Raw genomic sequence first — 13,948 nt, 5'->3', positions numbered from 1 at the left:
GGCCGGGGCGCCCCCGGTCTGCCTGCTTGTGCGAATTCCCGGCGGGTCAGCCGCCCCGCCTTAGAAACAGGTAGAGCGGCAAGCCGCAACTGACACCGATCAGGAAGGTGGCGGGCACCGCCAGCAACCCGGCCCACGCGCGCCGCGCCACGCTTTCGGTCACCACCCACACGGTCACGGCGACCGCCGCGATGGTCAGGTCCCAGACCAGACCGCTGGTGGCCGCGTTGGCGTGCCATGCCTCGACCATCCCGCCGATGTCGAAACCGTTCTCGCGGAACCACGCCACGAACCAGCTCATCGGATGCACGGCACCCCAGACGGCAAGCGCCAGCCAGAGCAGCCTCACGTCGTCGCCCCCACGTGAACGCTGACGTTGCCGCTTGTCCAGCCGGTGCTGCCGGTGCGCGGTTCCTCCTTGGCGGCGGGCCGGATCGGTTCGCCGTCCACCCCGCAGGCGCCGAGCGCGAGGACGGTGACGAGAAGCACGGACGTTCGGATCATTGCAGTTTCTCCTTCCAGCGCGCGATCTGCGCACGCACCTGTTCGGGCGCGGTGCCGCCGTAGCTGGTGCGCGACGCGACCGAGTTGTGCACACCCAGTACGTCGAAGACCTCGGCCCGGATTTCCGGGTGAACCGATTGCATGTCCTCCAGGCCCAGGTCCGGCAGGTCGCACCCTTTCTTCTCGGCCAGCGCCACGAGACTGCCGGTGACATGGTGCGCGTCGCGGAACGGCATGTCCAGCACGCGCACAAGCCAATCGGCCAGATCGGTCGCCGTGGAAAACCCGGTGCCGGCCGCGGCCGCCAGCGCCGCCGGGTCCGGTGTCATGTCGCGCACCATCCCTTCCATCGCCGCCAGCGCCAGCATCAGCGTGTCGGCCGCGTCGAAGACCTGTTCCTTGTCTTCCTGCATGTCCTTGGAATAGGCCAGCGGCAGCCCCTTCATCACCGTCATCAGGCCGACGCCCGCGCCCATCACGCGGCCCAGCTTGGCGCGGATCAGTTCGGCCGCGTCGGGGTTGCGTTTTTGCGGCATGATCGACGAACCGGTCGAGAACCGGTCGCTGAGCGCGACGAAACGGAACTGCGCAGAGGACCAGATCACCAGTTCCTCGGCCAGCCGGCTCAGGTGCATGGCGCAGATGGATGCGACGTTCAGGAACTCCAGCGCGAAATCGCGGTCGCTCACGGCGTCCAGGGAATTCGCGCAAGGCCGGTCGAAGCCCAGCGCCCGCGCCGTCATCTCGCGGTCGATCGGAAACGAGGTGCCCGCCAACGCAGCCGCGCCCAGCGGGCATTCGTTCATCCGCGCGCGGGCGTCACGGACGCGCCCCAGGTCGCGGCCCAGCATCTCGACATAGGCCATCATGTGATGGCCCCAGGTGACCGGCTGGGCCACCTGGAGGTGGGTGAACCCCGGCATCACGTAATCCGCCCCCGCCTCGGCCTGGCCCAGGAACGCCTCGATCAGCGCGACGAGGGCCGCGTCGGCCGAATCCAGTTGGTCACGCACCCAAAGCCGGAAGTCGGTCGCCACCTGGTCGTTGCGTGACCGCGCGGTGTGCAACCGCCCGCCCGCATCGCCGATCAGCGCCTTCAGGCGCGCCTCGACGTTCATGTGAATGTCCTCGAGCGCGGGCGAAAACTCGAAATCGCCCGCCTCGATCTCTGACAAGACCGTGAGAAGCCCTTCCCTGATCGCCTCGGCATCCCTATCACTTACGATGCCCGTTGCCGCGAGCATGGCGGCATGGGCCCTCGAGCCCGCGATGTCCTGCGCGGCCAGCCGCTTGTCGTAGCCGATAGAGGCGTTGATCGCCTCCATGATGGCATCCGGCCCCGCGGCAAAGCGGCCGCCCCACATCTTGTTCGAGGTCTCGTCAGTCATGTCAGCCCTTCGGGAGGATGAATGCGCCTAAATCGATCCACCGTGCTTTATCTGGCCATCGGCGTCTGTGCAATTGCGGCGCTGGCCTTCTTCCTGCAACGCAGCGACGAGGGCGCAAGCCGCACCGCCGACGCCGCGCGCATCGAGGCGCTGCGCGAAGGCGACATGAAGAAACTGAACGTGCACGCGACGCCGCGCGCCGTCTCCGAAAGCGCGTTCGAGACCATCGACGGCGAAGCCGGGACGCTGGCAGATTTCGCGGGCAAGCACCTGCTGGTCAACTTCTGGGCGACGTGGTGCGCCCCGTGCCGCAAGGAAATGCCGATGCTTTCGGAACTCCAGACGGATTTCGGCGGCCCGGATTTCGAGGTCGTCACGATCGCGACGGGCCGCAACCCTCCGCCCGCGATGAAGAAATTCTTCGACGAGATCGGCGTCGACAACCTGCCGCTGCACCGCGACCCCGATCAGAAGATCGCGCGCGACATGGGTATCCTCGGCCTGCCGATCACCATCATCGTCGATCCACAGGGCCGCGAGGTCGCCCGCCTGCAGGGCGACGCCGACTGGAACTCGGACAGCGCCCGCGCGATCGTGCGCGCCCTTGTCGAGGCCGGCTGACGACATTGCGATCCACGGCACCGCCGACGGGCAATCGCGCGCCGGTGCCCCGGTGGCGCGAAAGGGGTGTGCGTGCTGGTAAATTGCCCGTCCTGCGCCAAAAATCCGCCATCTTTCCACTCAACCATTGGTAAGGCAGGCAATGGATGCGGAGAGGCACCGATGAACGCGCACGCAACCTTCGGAATTCTTGAAACGGTCGTCCCGGCCAAAGGCGGCAAGGCCGGGGAGCATGTCTTCGGCGTCCGCGAAAGCGCGGGGCCGTTCCAGCGCGAGGTCTGGATCGAGACGATCGTGCGGTCGGCGGGTATGCTCATGGTTCTGGGTGCCCTGGCCCCATGGCTTCTGTCCCTCGAAGGCACGATGCACAGCAAGGTCATGTTTTCCCTTCTTGCCGTCGCCACCGGCCTTTTCCTTTTCGCCTTCGCAACACGCGGTTTCCGCCGCGAACTCGAGGTGAACTTCGCCGAACAGATGATCCGCCTGCGCAGCCTGAACAGCTATGGCAGGAGCCGGATCAGCAAGGACTTTCACCTGGTCGAGGTGCAAAGCATGTTCGTCCGCCGGCCCAGCACACCCGGCGAGCTTGCGGCACTGCACCTGCGCGTGCGCGGCGTGCCGACCAGCCTGTGTGCCCTGCGCGGCGAAACGCCCGAGATCGAGGGGCTGCACCGCCGCCTTTGCCAGGACCTGCGCCGCCTGACCGAGAACGCCCGCGCCGAGGTCTACCGCGAAAAGGCGTCGGCCAGGGGTCGGCGCGTCGCCCGCGTGCACCCGACCGAGGCCTGACGCCACGCCACCTTTGACAACGCACGTGCCTCTTGGGCTTACTCCCGTTCAGGGAGGGGCCCCGTGCCGTTGCACGTTCTGATCATTCTTGTCGCGGCCGGTATTGCCGGGATCGTCGGGTTGCTGCACCTGCTGGGCCTGTCCGAGCCCGCGCGGTTGGCCGACGAGGATGCCGCACGCGCGGCCTGGGCCGCGGAATTCCCCGATGATCCGGCACTGGCCGTCATCGTGAGCCATGACCGCGGCGCCGCGCTGGTCGAAACGCAGCGCGGCCGCGGGATCGTCTGGCCGGTCGGGGCAGACACCACCGCGCGTTACCTCATTGGCGCACGCGCCCGGCGCACGCGGTCCGGGGTGCGAATCGACCTGCCGGATTTCACCGCCCCGCATGTTCACCTGAGGCTCGACGCGCGGGAAGCCGACCGCTGGCCAGCCCTGCTGGAGGACACGGCATGAGGGATCAATTGACCTACCCGGATATCGTGCAGATGGCCGTACCGCTCTTTGTCGCGGCCATCCTGGCCGAGGTGGCGTGGATCGCCGTCAAGGGCCGCGGCGGGCGGTACGAGACCCGCGATGCCATGACCTCGCTCGTGATGGGGGCCGGCAACGTCACCTCCGGAATACTGCTGGGCTTCATCGCCTACGGGTTCTTCATGGCGCTGTGGCGGATCACGCCGCTCGATCTCGGGACAGGCTGGTGGATCGTGGCCCTGTGCTTTGTCCTGGACGACCTGCGCTATTACTGGGTGCACCGCTTCGGGCACCGCGTCCGGTGGGTCTGGGCAAGCCACGTGAACCATCATTCCAGCCAGCATTACAACCTGACGACCGCGCTGCGGCAGACATGGACGGGCCCCTTCACCTTCATGATGGTGGTGCGGGCGCCGCTGATCCTGCTGGGCTTTCACCCCGCGATGGTGCTGTTCTGCGGCGGGCTCAACCTGATCTACCAGTTCTGGATCCACACCGAGGCGATCGGGAAGACGCCCCGCTGGTTCGAGGCGGTGATGAACACGCCCAGCCATCACCGGGTCCACCACGGGCGCAACGCGCGCTACCTCGATGCCAACTACGCCGGCGTCTTCATCATCTGGGACAAGCTGTTCGGCACCTTCGTGCCCGAGCTCGAGGAGGAGCGCGTGGATTACGGGCTGGTGCACAACCTGGGCACCTTCAACCCACTGCGCGTGGCCTTCCACGAATGGGTGGCGATCTTCCGTGACATCACGCGCCCCGGGCTGACATGGCGCGACCGGCTGGCGTACTGTGTCAAGCCCCCGGGCTGGAGCCATGACGGCACGCGCGAGACAACGGATCAGATCAAGCGCCGCCACGTCGCACAGAACCCGGACACGGCGGGCACCCCCGGGCTGCCCGCCCCCGGCAGCGCGGAATGAACCGGCGGGCGCGGCGGGATCGCTCAAATGCGACCTTTAAGCTTTCCTTAGCCCACAGCGCCAAGATTGGCCCTGCGCATGTCAGGAACGCGAGGGCGCCATGGCCGCAGGAAACCGGGCGAAATGGGCGGATGTGCCGCCGGGCCAGGAGGACCCCTTGTCCTACGCGGTCGCCGCGCGCGACGCTTCGGCACTCGACATGGTGCGCCGCGCGGTGGCCGCGCGCAAGGTGATGCTGGCCTATCAACCGGTGATGCCCGCCGCCCACCCGGAACGCCCGGGTTTCTACGAGGGGCTGATTCGCATTCTCGATGACACCGGCCGCGTCATCCCCGCGCGGGATTTCATCCACGCGGTCGAGGAAACCGAGACCGGGCGCGAGATCGACTGCATCGCACTGCGCAAGGGGCTTCAGGCGCTGCACGCCCACCCCGGTCTCCGGCTTTCGATCAACATGTCCGCACGTTCGATCGGATACCGGCGCTGGATGCGCACGCTCCTGCGCGGCCTCGATCGCGACCCCACCATCGCCGAACGGCTGATCCTCGAGATCACCGAAGCATCGGCCATGCGCGTGCCCGAACTTGTCACCGGATTCATGGCCGACCTGCAGCACAGGGGCATCAGCTTCGCGCTCGACGATTTCGGCGCGGGATACACGTCATTCCGGTATCTCAAGGACTTCTATTTCGACATCATCAAGATCGACGGGCAGTTCATCCGCGGGATCTCCGGCGACCCCGACAACCAGGTGCTGACTGCCGCGCTCATCTCGATCGCGCGGCATTTCGACATGGTCAGCATCGCCGAGTCCGTCGAGACGGCCGCCGACGCCGCTTTCCTGACCCGGCAGGGGATCGACTGCATGCAGGGGTATTTCTTCGCCGCGCCCACGGTGCGCCCGCCCTGGCAGAGCCCGGCCCCGCGTGCCGCCAGCGCCTGAGCGCCGCGCCGCCATCGCGCGCCGCGTGTGTTGCCGCACCGCGGCATCTGCGTTATGACGCAACGTAACGAAACGGGGCGTGCCGCCCCGGAACCGGGATATTTCGGAGGAGTCCACCCATGACCAATGTCGTAATCGCTTCCGCGGCCCGCACCGCCGTCGGCTCGTTCGGCGGGGCCTTCGCCTCGACGCCGGCCCACGACCTCGGCACCGCCGTGCTCGAGGCCCTGGTCGACCGCGCGGGCGTCGAGAAATCGGACGTGTCGGAAACCATCCTCGGCCAGGTGCTGACCGCTGCCCAAGGCCAGAACCCCGCGCGGCAGGCGCATGTCAACGCCGGGCTGCCCATCGAATCCGCGGCCTGGGGCATCAACCAGGTCTGCGGCTCGGGCCTGCGCGCCGTGGCGCTGGGCGCCCAGCACATCCAGCTGGGCGACGCCGCGATCATCGCCGCCGGCGGGCAGGAGAACATGTCGATGGCGCCCCACGCCGCGAACCTGCGGCAGGGCCACAAGATGGGCGACATGAAATACATCGACACGATGATCCGCGACGGCCTGTGGGACGCCTTCAACGGCTACCACATGGGCAACACCGCCGAGAACGTCGCCGAGAAATGGCAGATCAGCCGCGAGGCGCAGGACGAGTTCGCGCTGGCCAGCCAGAACAAGGCCGAGGCCGCGCAGAACGCCGGCAAGTTCGACGACGAGGTGATCCCGTTCACCGTCAAGACCCGCAAGGGCGACATCACCGTCGACAAGGACGAATACATCCGCCACGGCGCCACGCTGGAAGGCATGCAGAAGGTGCGGCCGGCGTTCGCCAAGGACGGCTCGGTGACCGCGGCGAACGCCAGCGGCATCAATGACGGCGCCGCCGGCGCCCTGCTGATGAGTGCCGACGAGGCCGAAAAGCGCGGCATCGAGCCGCTGGCGCGCATCGCGAGCTACGCCACCGCCGGGCTCGACCCGTCGATCATGGGCGTGGGCCCGATCCACGCCAGCCGCAAGGCGCTGGAAAAGGCCGGGTGGACGCCCGGGGACCTCGACCTCGTGGAGGCCAACGAGGCCTTCGCCGCACAGGCGTGCGCCGTGAACAAGGACATGGGCTGGGACCCCGAGATCGTGAACGTCAACGGCGGTGCCATCGCCATCGGCCACCCGATCGGCGCGAGCGGTGCGCGCATCCTCAACACCCTGCTGTTCGAGATGAAGCGCCGCGACGCCAAGAAGGGCCTCGCGACACTGTGCATCGGCGGCGGCATGGGCGTGGCCATGTGCCTCGAGCGCCCGTAAGACGCGGAAGGCACGACCAGGGGGCGCCGCGGGCGCCCCTTTTTCTTTGGGCGGACTGTCGCAAGGGCATCATTTCAACGCGATACGGCAATATATTGCGCAACTTTCTTGCGCGATCATTTATCAGCCGGTAACGGTGTTACCGGGAAATTTCGCCAGATTGGAGGACAAGAATGGCAAGAACTGCACTCGTCACCGGCGGCACGCGCGGCATAGGCGCGGCGATCTCGAAGGCCCTCAAGGCCGATGGCTATGACGTGGCCGCGACCTATGCCGGCAACGACGAAAAGGCCGCCGCCTTCACCGAGGAAACCGGCATCAAGACGTTCAAGTGGAACGCGGCCGATTACGATGAATCCAAGGCCGGCATCGCCAAGGTCGAGGAGGCGCTGGGCCCGATCGATGTCGTCGTGGCCAACGCCGGCATCACGAGCGACGCGCCGTTCCACAAGATGACGCCGGACCAGTGGAAAGAGGTGATCGACACCAACCTCACCGGCGTGTTCAACACCGTTCACCCCGTCTGGCCGGGCATGCGCGAGCGCGGCTTCGGCCGCGTGATCGTCATCAGTTCGATCAACGGGCAGAAGGGCCAGTTCGCGCAGGCCAACTATGCCGCGACGAAGGCCGGCGACCTCGGCTTCGTGAAAAGCCTCGCGCAGGAAGGCGCGTCCAAGGGCATCACCGCCAACGCCGTGTGCCCCGGCTACATCGCCACGGAAATGGTCATGGCGGTGCCCGAGAAGGTGCGCGAGGCGATCATCAGCCAGATTCCCGCCGGCCGCCTGGGCGAACCCGAGGAGATCGCGCGCTGCGTGACCTTCCTGGCCTCCGACGATTCGAGCTTCATCAACGGCTCGACGATCTCGGCCAATGGCGGCCAGTACTTCGCCTGACCCGTGGCGCCGAAAACCGGGCCGGCCCCCGCCGGGGCCGGTTCGCCCATTCCGGGACCGGGTTGAACGAAAGATACCGCTCCGGCGGAACCGGAACCGGCCCGCTGCAATGTCGGCGTTTCCTCGGGCCCGGCCCGATCCGATCGGCCGGGACCAGTCGCGCCGTCAGGCCCGTTCTTCGAGACGCTCGATTTCTTCCTTGAGTCGCAGCTTCTGCTTCTTCAGTTCAGCGATTTCCTGGTCGCTGGAGCCGGGTGCGCGCTGCGCCTCCTCGACCTGCTCCGAGAGGGCGCGATGCTTCTTCTTCAGCTCTTCGACGTGCGAACTCAAGCTCATGGGCGGTCTCCTCTCATCTCGTATGGCAATATGTAACAACACCATAAAACCGCCTGCCTGTCACGCCGCGACTGCAGCATCGGCTGGATCGAGCGCATGAGAAACGCGCACAGCCCGGAACAGAACGGTCGGACGTGTATTTCCCGTCAAACGGGAAACGGCAGGGCCTTGCCCAGCCTCAGCACACGGGCTGCGGCGCGGGTGTAATCGTCGCCGTCGGATTCATGCGCGGCACCACGGTGCAGGACCCAGCCGTCGTGCAGGCGAAAGGCTGCCCGCCCCCCGCGGCGGCCACGCAACAGCACCAGCCGGGCGGCCCGCCCGCGGCGCGGCACCAACGGCAGCGCCTGCAGGCTTCCCAGGGTTTCCTGCGCAGCCGACAGCAGCTCGGGCAGGCGTTCGGCCCGCTGGATCATCGTGACATACCCCTTCGGCGCGGTCCGCCGCGCGGCGGCGGCCATCCAGTCGGCCATGGGCGTGCTCCCGCCCAGCGCCGTGTCGCGGCCCGTATCGTGCGACGGACTGCCGCAGCTCCGGTCGAAATACGGGGGGTTGGCGATCACATGATCGAATTGCCGCGCGCGCAACGCGGCGGGCATCGCGCGCAAATCGCCCTCGTGAACCTGCAGCGGGATGCCGTTGTCGGCCGCGTTGCGCCGGGCCAGTTCGGCGTATTCGGGCTGCAGTTCCAATCCGGAAAGGTCGAGGCCCGGCACCCGCGCGCCGAGGCAGAGCGCCGCCACCCCCGTACCGCAGCCCAGATCCAGAACGGACTGGCCGGCGCGGGCCGGCACGCTGGCGGCCAGCAGCACAGGGTCCACCCCGGCGCGGTAGCCGCCGCGCGGCTGCAGGATCTGCAGTCGCCCGCCCAGGAAGGCATCGCGCGTCAACCCGGCCCCGGGCGCGTCGTCACTCATCAACATCAATTCCGTTGTCGCGCATCACGCGCACGGCACGGTCGTACTGGGCCTCGGGCACCATCAGCCGCCGCGGCAGAATGCCCAGCGACCCCTCCAGGACACTCATATTTACGTCCATTTCAAAGCAGTCTATATCCTCACCCTGGAGCAGCGACGTGGCGATCGCGATCGTGACCGGGTCATTGGTGCGCAGAAGCTGTCTCATGGGGATGACTTAAGGGCACCGCACGGCGGTTGTCGAGCGGCGTGACAGGAGTGTGATGGGACTGGACCACCCCGTTTCGAAACCGCATGACCGGTTGGCCGCGCATCTCTGCGGCAAAATGGACGCGGTCAACACGCTTATCCGCGATCGCATGACATCGCGCCACGCGCCCCGCATCCCCGAGGTCACCGCGCATCTGGTGGAGGCCGGTGGAAAGCGCTTGCGGCCCATGCTCACGCTCGCGGCGGCCGACATCTTCGGCTACGACGGGCCCTACGACGTGCACCTTGCCGCGACCGTCGAATTCATCCATACCGCGACACTGCTGCACGACGACGTCGTCGACGAAAGCGCCCAGCGCCGCGGCCGGCCGACGGCCAACCTGCTTTGGGACAACAAGTCCAGCGTGCTGGTTGGCGATTACCTGTTTTCCCGCTCGTTCCAGCTGATGGTCGAAACCGGGTCGCTGCGCGTGCTCGACATCCTCGCCGACGCGTCCGCGACCATCGCCGAGGGCGAGGTCCTGCAGCTGAGCGCGTCGCGCGACCTGTCCACGACCGAGGAGATCTACCTTCAGGTCGTGCGGGGAAAGACGGCGGCGCTGTTCGCCGCTGCCTGCCAGGTCGGCGGCGTGATCTCGCAGGCGCCCGAGGCGCAGGTGCGGGCGCTGTTCGATTACGGCGACGCGCTGGGCATCGCTTTCCAGATCGCCGACGACCTGCTCGATTTCCAGGGCGACGCGATGGAGACCGGCAAGAACGTCGGCGACGACTTCCGTGAACGAAAGCTGACGCTGCCGATCATCAAGGCGCTGGCAAGTGCCGACGCCGACGAGCGCGCGTTCTGGTCGCGCACCGTTGAAAAGGGTGATCAGCGCCCGGAAGACCTCGACAGGGCGCTTGAACTGATCGCGGCACACGACGCGCTGGGCCAGACCCGCGCCGAGGCGACCGGCTGGGCCGAGCGGGCCAAGGGCGCCCTCGGCACGCTCCCGGCGCATCCCGTCCGCGACATGCTCGACGAACTGGCCGATTACGTCGTCGCGCGGATTTCCTGAACACGCCTGCAATTCGCATCGCACGGGCCCCGGCGGGGCCGCGTACACCTGTGTTCACCGGTCCAGCGCGTAAACACTTGACTATTTCTGTCAGCAATGCGAATTGATTCCTACCTATTTACTCGGAAATAAGGGAAGAGAACAGGATGTCCCCAAGCAACATGCTTCACGGCCTCGCGATCACGGCGCTGGCCGCCGTCGCGGCAACGGCCACCCCGGTCAACGCGCAATCGGTCAACGTCTATTCCAGCCGCCACTACGATTCCGACGACGTGCTCTATGACGCGTTCACCGAAAAGACCGGCATCACGGTCAACCGCATCGAGGGCGGCGCGGACGAGCTGATCGCGCGGCTTGACGCGGAGGGCGACAACAGCCCGGCCGACGTGTTCATGGCCGTCGACGTGGGCCGCATGGCGCGCGCCGAGGAAGCCGGCGTGCTCCAACCCTTCGATTCGGAGGTGATCGAGGCCCGCATCCCGCCGCACCTGCGCCACCCCGACGACCTCTGGTTCGGTATCTCGCAGCGTGCGCGAATCGTGTTTTACGCCAAGGACCGGGTGGACACCCCGCCGCGGACCTACGAGGAGCTGGCCGACCCGAAGTGGGACGACACGATCTGTGTGCGCTCGTCCAGCAACATCTACAACCAGTCGCTTCTGGCCTCGATCATCGAGGTGCACGGCGAAGAAGCCGCCCGTGACTGGGCCGCCGGCATCGTCGAGAACATGGCACGCGCCCCGCAGGGCGGCGACACCGACCAGCTGCGCGGCCTCGTTTCGGGAGAATGCGACCTCGCGATCTCCAACCACTACTATTTCCTGCGCGGCTTCGACACGGACGTCTCCGGGCTGAGCGAAGACATCGACAGCATCGGCTGGGTGTGGCCCAACCAGGGCGGGCGCGGCGCGCACGTCAACCTGGCCACCGCGGCGATGACGGCAGCGGCGCCGAACGCGGAAAACGCGCGCAAGCTGCTCGAGTTCATGACCACCGAAACCGCGCAGCGCCATTTCGCCGGCCAGAACAACGAATACCCGGCCGTGCCGGGCGTCGGCCTGGACGAGGACACCGCGCGGCTGGGGCTGTTCATCCCCGACACCCGGACCAACACGGCCGCCTTCAGCCGCAACGCGGCCAAGGCACAGACGATCTTCAACGAAGTGGGCTGGAACTGACCCGCCCCGGGTCGCGGCGCGGGCGACCGCGCCGCGACGACCGCACCGGACGGGCGATCGTCACCTGCGCATCACGATCGGGCGGGCCGCGGCCCGCCCGATCTGCGCTTGTCTCAGACGTCGAATTGGGCTTGATAGGGCACTGCAACATCAGCCCGAGGGACCACATGCCGACGACCTGGATCACCGTCTGCGATACCTGCAAGCGCGAGGACTGGGACGAGGCGCGCAACACCCGCCCCCATGGCGAGGACATGGCCGAACTCGTCGAAACCGCTGCGCGCGACCGGAACCTGCGTACCCGGCGCGTGTCCTGCCTTATGGGGTGCAGCCACGGCTGCAACGTGGCCATCCAGGCCGACGGCAAGCTCGCCTACACGCTGGGCGGCTTCGCCCCCGAGGCCGAAGCCGCGCAGGCCATCGTGGATTACGCCGAGATGCATGCGGAGTCCGAGACCGGCCGCGTTCCGTTCCGCCAGTGGCCACAAGGGGTGAAGGGCCATTTCGTGACACGTCACCCGCCCCTGCCCGACGACGGCGAGGGCTGACCGTGCCGGGCCCGCGCGACCACGGCGGCGGCGTGGATGCGGCCGCGGCGCGCCACGGCGGGACGCGCGCCGAGTGGACGGACCTGTCAACCGGCATCAACCCGAACCCCTACCCGGTGCCGGCCCTGCCGGATTCGGCCTGGACCGATCTGCCCGATGCCGGGGCACAGGACGCCTTGATCGCGGCGGCGCGCGCCTTCTGGGCCGTGCCCGAGGGCGCCGCCATCCTCGCCGCGCCGGGCGCCTCGGCGCTGATCGCCCGCATCCCCGCGCTTGCCCGGGCGGGGAACGTGCATATTCCCAAACCCACCTACAACGAACATGCCGCCGCCTTCGCCGCGCATGGCTGGCACGAAACCGACGGGCGGGCCGACGCGCGCGTCATCGTTCACCCGAACAACCCCGATGGCCGCTGGTATACCAGCGACGACCTGACCGCGCCGCTGATGGTCATCGACGAAAGTTTCGCCGACGTGGCACCGCACCAGTCGCTGGTGGGGTTCTCGGACCGGGCGGGGCGGATCGTCCTCAAGAGCTTCGGCAAGTTCTGGGGCCTGGCCGGCGTCCGGCTGGGCTTTGCGATCGGCCCGCCCGACCTGATCGACCGCCTGGCCGGGATGCTGGGGCCGTGGCCCGTCTCGGGCCCGGCGTTGGCCATCGGAGCCACCGCCCTGGCCGACACCGAATGGGCCGCCGAGACGCGCACGGAACTGAACGAAACGGCCGCGCGCCTTGATGCCCTCATGGGCCGTGCGGGCGCGCGGATTGCCGGCGGCACGGCACTGTTTCGTCTTTACGAGGTCGAAAACGCCGCGCACTGGCAGGACGCGCTGGCCCGTCACCGCATCTGGACGCGCGTCTTCCCGTGGTCAGACAGGCTGATCCGCCTCGGCCTGCCACCGGCGGCCGACTTCGCCAAGCTGGAGCATGCGTTGTGTCACATCTCGTGATCCTGTTCCTTGCCATGCTGCTGGATGCCGCGGTGGGCGAGCCGCGTTGGATGTGGGAGCGCGTGCCGCACCCCGCACAGTTGATCGGCCGGGCGATCGAATGGAAGGAGGCGCAGCTCAACACCGGCGACGGGCGCCGCCTGAAGGGTGTTCTGGCGCTCGCCGGCCTGGCGCTGGGGGCGGTGATCGCGGGTATCGTGCTGTCGTGGCTGGGCTGGATCGCCCAGCTTCTGATCGCCGCGGTCCTGATTTCGCAGCGCGCACTGGTCGATCACGTCGCTGCGGTCGGCGATGCGCTGCGGCTGTCGGTGGGCGACGGGCGCCTGATGGTCGCACGCATCGTGGGCCGCGACACCTCGGCCATGGATGGCCCGGCGGTGGCACGGGCAGCCATCGAATCGGCGGCCGAGAACCTCTCGGATTCGGTCATCGCCCCCGTCTTCTGGTTCGTGGTCGCCGGGTTGCCGGGGCTCGTGCTCTACAAGGCGGTGAACACGGCCGACAGCATGATCGGCTACCGCAACGACCGCTACGCGGAGTTCGGCTGGGCCTCGGCGCGGTGCGACGACCTGCTCAACTGGATCCCGGCGCGGCTGACGGCGGGGATCATCGCCGTCACGCACGGCCAGATCCGCGCCTTGGGCGAGATCGCAGAGGACGCACGCCTGCACCGGTCACCCAACGCGGGCTGGCCCGAGGCCGCGATGGCCCGCGCGCTGGGCGTGGCGCTGTCGGGGCCGCGCAGCTACGACGGCGAATTGCGCGATTACCCTTACGTGAACGAGGACGGCACCAAGGCCCTCGGCCCGGCGCATGTGGATGCCGCCTGCGCCGCGCTCTGGCGCAGCTGGGCGGCGACACTCGCCGGGGTGCTGTTGCTCGCGCTTGCCAGCGGCTGACCGGCTGGTAGGGTGGGGC

The 13,948-nt window shown here is 67.9% G+C and carries 18 protein-coding genes; 12 read left to right on the top strand and 6 right to left on the bottom strand.

Translation table 11 applies throughout. The features are described 5' to 3' along the window. Positions 1–46 precede the first annotated feature (46 nt). The 3 genes from CEF10_RS13715 to argH are packed head-to-tail and all read right to left on the bottom strand — an operon-like array spanning position 47 to position 1,892. A complete protein-coding gene (locus tag CEF10_RS13715; RefSeq protein WP_101068744.1) occupies positions 47–349 on the bottom strand; it encodes a DUF2834 domain-containing protein in 303 nt (100 codons plus the stop codon). Continuing rightward, positions 346–504, bottom strand: a complete 159-nt coding sequence (locus CEF10_RS13710) for an argininosuccinate lyase (RefSeq protein WP_101068743.1) — start codon at positions 502–504, stop codon at positions 346–348. Before CEF10_RS13710 ends, CEF10_RS13715 begins: the two co-directional genes overlap by 4 nt. Beyond that, on the bottom strand, positions 501–1,892 hold the full coding sequence (gene argH / locus CEF10_RS13705; RefSeq protein WP_101068742.1) for an argininosuccinate lyase: 1,392 nt from the start codon (positions 1,890–1,892) through the stop codon (positions 501–503). The genes CEF10_RS13710 and argH overlap by 4 nt, the downstream gene beginning before the upstream one ends. A gap of 21 nt (positions 1,893–1,913) precedes the next feature. On the opposite strand from argH, the gene CEF10_RS13700 reads away from it, so the two are divergent. The 7 genes from CEF10_RS13700 (at position 1,914) to phbB (ending at position 7,836) form a co-directional block, all read left to right on the top strand. Continuing rightward, complete coding sequence (locus tag CEF10_RS13700) at positions 1,914–2,513, top strand: TlpA family protein disulfide reductase (RefSeq protein ID WP_101068741.1); 600 nt, start codon at positions 1,914–1,916, stop codon at positions 2,511–2,513. Between the two features lie 162 nt (positions 2,514–2,675). Further along, positions 2,676–3,302 carry a hypothetical protein gene (locus CEF10_RS13695; RefSeq protein WP_101068740.1) on the top strand — a complete coding sequence of 209 codons (627 nt, stop codon included), beginning with the start codon at positions 2,676–2,678 and terminating at the stop codon, positions 3,300–3,302. Positions 3,303–3,365: 63 nt separating this feature from the next. Continuing rightward, positions 3,366–3,758: a hypothetical protein gene (locus CEF10_RS13690; protein WP_101068739.1), complete on the top strand. Its 393-nt coding sequence runs from the start codon at positions 3,366–3,368 to the stop codon at positions 3,756–3,758. After that, positions 3,755–4,702: a sterol desaturase family protein gene (locus tag CEF10_RS13685; RefSeq protein ID WP_101068738.1), complete on the top strand. Its 948-nt coding sequence runs from the start codon at positions 3,755–3,757 to the stop codon at positions 4,700–4,702. The genes CEF10_RS13690 and CEF10_RS13685 overlap by 4 nt, the downstream gene beginning before the upstream one ends. 100 nt (positions 4,703–4,802) lie before the next feature. Then, the gene (locus CEF10_RS13680; RefSeq protein ID WP_101068737.1) at positions 4,803–5,645 is read left to right on the top strand and encodes an EAL domain-containing protein; all 843 of its coding nucleotides are present in this window, start codon (positions 4,803–4,805) and stop codon (positions 5,643–5,645) included. 119 nt (positions 5,646–5,764) lie between these two features. Beyond that, positions 5,765–6,940, top strand: a complete 1,176-nt coding sequence (locus tag CEF10_RS13675) for an acetyl-CoA C-acetyltransferase (protein WP_101068736.1) — start codon at positions 5,765–5,767, stop codon at positions 6,938–6,940. 173 nt (positions 6,941–7,113) lie between these two features. Then, a complete protein-coding gene (gene phbB / locus CEF10_RS13670; RefSeq protein ID WP_101068735.1) occupies positions 7,114–7,836 on the top strand; it encodes an acetoacetyl-CoA reductase in 723 nt (240 codons plus the stop codon). Between the two features lie 165 nt (positions 7,837–8,001). Here phbB and CEF10_RS13665 read toward each other — a convergent pair whose 3' ends face one another. From CEF10_RS13665 to CEF10_RS13655, 3 genes are all read right to left on the bottom strand, one after another. Then, on the bottom strand, positions 8,002–8,172 hold the full coding sequence (locus tag CEF10_RS13665; protein WP_101068734.1) for a YdcH family protein: 171 nt from the start codon (positions 8,170–8,172) through the stop codon (positions 8,002–8,004). A 146-nt stretch (positions 8,173–8,318) separates the two neighbouring features. Beyond that, positions 8,319–9,089: a tRNA1(Val) (adenine(37)-N6)-methyltransferase gene (locus CEF10_RS13660; RefSeq protein ID WP_101068733.1), complete on the bottom strand. Its 771-nt coding sequence runs from the start codon at positions 9,087–9,089 to the stop codon at positions 8,319–8,321. Continuing rightward, positions 9,082–9,297, bottom strand: coding sequence for a putative signal transducing protein (locus CEF10_RS13655; protein WP_101068732.1), 216 nt, complete (start codon positions 9,295–9,297; stop codon positions 9,082–9,084). Before CEF10_RS13655 ends, CEF10_RS13660 begins: the two co-directional genes overlap by 8 nt. A gap of 55 nt (positions 9,298–9,352) precedes the next feature. Here CEF10_RS13655 and CEF10_RS13650 point away from each other — a divergent pair, with 55 nt between their 5' ends. From CEF10_RS13650 to cbiB, 5 genes are all read left to right on the top strand, one after another. Next, a complete protein-coding gene (locus CEF10_RS13650) occupies positions 9,353–10,354 on the top strand; it encodes a polyprenyl synthetase family protein (RefSeq protein WP_101068731.1) in 1,002 nt (333 codons plus the stop codon). 161 nt (positions 10,355–10,515) lie between these two features. Continuing rightward, complete coding sequence (locus CEF10_RS13645; RefSeq protein WP_101068730.1) at positions 10,516–11,532, top strand: extracellular solute-binding protein; 1,017 nt, start codon at positions 10,516–10,518, stop codon at positions 11,530–11,532. A 167-nt stretch (positions 11,533–11,699) separates the two neighbouring features. Beyond that, complete coding sequence (locus tag CEF10_RS13640) at positions 11,700–12,080, top strand: DUF1636 family protein (protein WP_101068729.1); 381 nt, start codon at positions 11,700–11,702, stop codon at positions 12,078–12,080. Between the two features lie 2 nt (positions 12,081–12,082). Then, a complete protein-coding gene (locus CEF10_RS13635) occupies positions 12,083–13,030 on the top strand; it encodes a threonine-phosphate decarboxylase (protein ID WP_101068728.1) in 948 nt (315 codons plus the stop codon). After that, positions 13,015–13,929 carry an adenosylcobinamide-phosphate synthase CbiB gene (cbiB, locus tag CEF10_RS13630; protein WP_101068727.1) on the top strand — a complete coding sequence of 305 codons (915 nt, stop codon included), beginning with the start codon at positions 13,015–13,017 and terminating at the stop codon, positions 13,927–13,929. Before CEF10_RS13635 ends, cbiB begins: the two co-directional genes overlap by 16 nt. Positions 13,930–13,948 lie beyond the last annotated feature (19 nt).

The sequence above is a fragment of the Roseovarius salinarum genome, assembly GCF_002834145.1.
Classification (GTDB): domain Bacteria; phylum Pseudomonadota; class Alphaproteobacteria; order Rhodobacterales; family Rhodobacteraceae; genus Roseovarius; species Roseovarius salinarum.
The sequence above is the reverse complement of the archived record's forward strand: the minus strand, read 5'-3'. Positions and strand labels throughout refer to the sequence as shown.

Coding starts and splice junctions, on each gene's coding strand:
- CEF10_RS13710 (WP_101068743.1), bottom strand. CDS start 504: ATGATCCGAACGTCCGTGCTTCTCGTCACCGTCCTCGCGCTCGGCGCC.
- argH (WP_101068742.1), bottom strand. CDS start 1,892: ATGACTGACGAGACCTCGAACAAGATGTGGGGCGGCCGCTTTGCCGCG.
- CEF10_RS13700 (WP_101068741.1), top strand. CDS start 1,914: ATGCGCCTAAATCGATCCACCGTGCTTTATCTGGCCATCGGCGTCTGT.
- CEF10_RS13695 (WP_101068740.1), top strand. CDS start 2,676: ATGAACGCGCACGCAACCTTCGGAATTCTTGAAACGGTCGTCCCGGCC.
- CEF10_RS13685 (WP_101068738.1), top strand. CDS start 3,755: ATGAGGGATCAATTGACCTACCCGGATATCGTGCAGATGGCCGTACCG.
- CEF10_RS13680 (WP_101068737.1), top strand. CDS start 4,803: ATGGCCGCAGGAAACCGGGCGAAATGGGCGGATGTGCCGCCGGGCCAG.
- CEF10_RS13675 (WP_101068736.1), top strand. CDS start 5,765: ATGACCAATGTCGTAATCGCTTCCGCGGCCCGCACCGCCGTCGGCTCG.
- phbB (WP_101068735.1), top strand. CDS start 7,114: ATGGCAAGAACTGCACTCGTCACCGGCGGCACGCGCGGCATAGGCGCG.
- CEF10_RS13665 (WP_101068734.1), bottom strand. CDS start 8,172: ATGAGCTTGAGTTCGCACGTCGAAGAGCTGAAGAAGAAGCATCGCGCC.
- CEF10_RS13660 (WP_101068733.1), bottom strand. CDS start 9,089: ATGAGTGACGACGCGCCCGGGGCCGGGTTGACGCGCGATGCCTTCCTG.
- CEF10_RS13655 (WP_101068732.1), bottom strand. CDS start 9,297: ATGAGACAGCTTCTGCGCACCAATGACCCGGTCACGATCGCGATCGCC.
- CEF10_RS13650 (WP_101068731.1), top strand. CDS start 9,353: ATGGGACTGGACCACCCCGTTTCGAAACCGCATGACCGGTTGGCCGCG.
- CEF10_RS13645 (WP_101068730.1), top strand. CDS start 10,516: ATGCTTCACGGCCTCGCGATCACGGCGCTGGCCGCCGTCGCGGCAACG.
- CEF10_RS13640 (WP_101068729.1), top strand. CDS start 11,700: ATGCCGACGACCTGGATCACCGTCTGCGATACCTGCAAGCGCGAGGAC.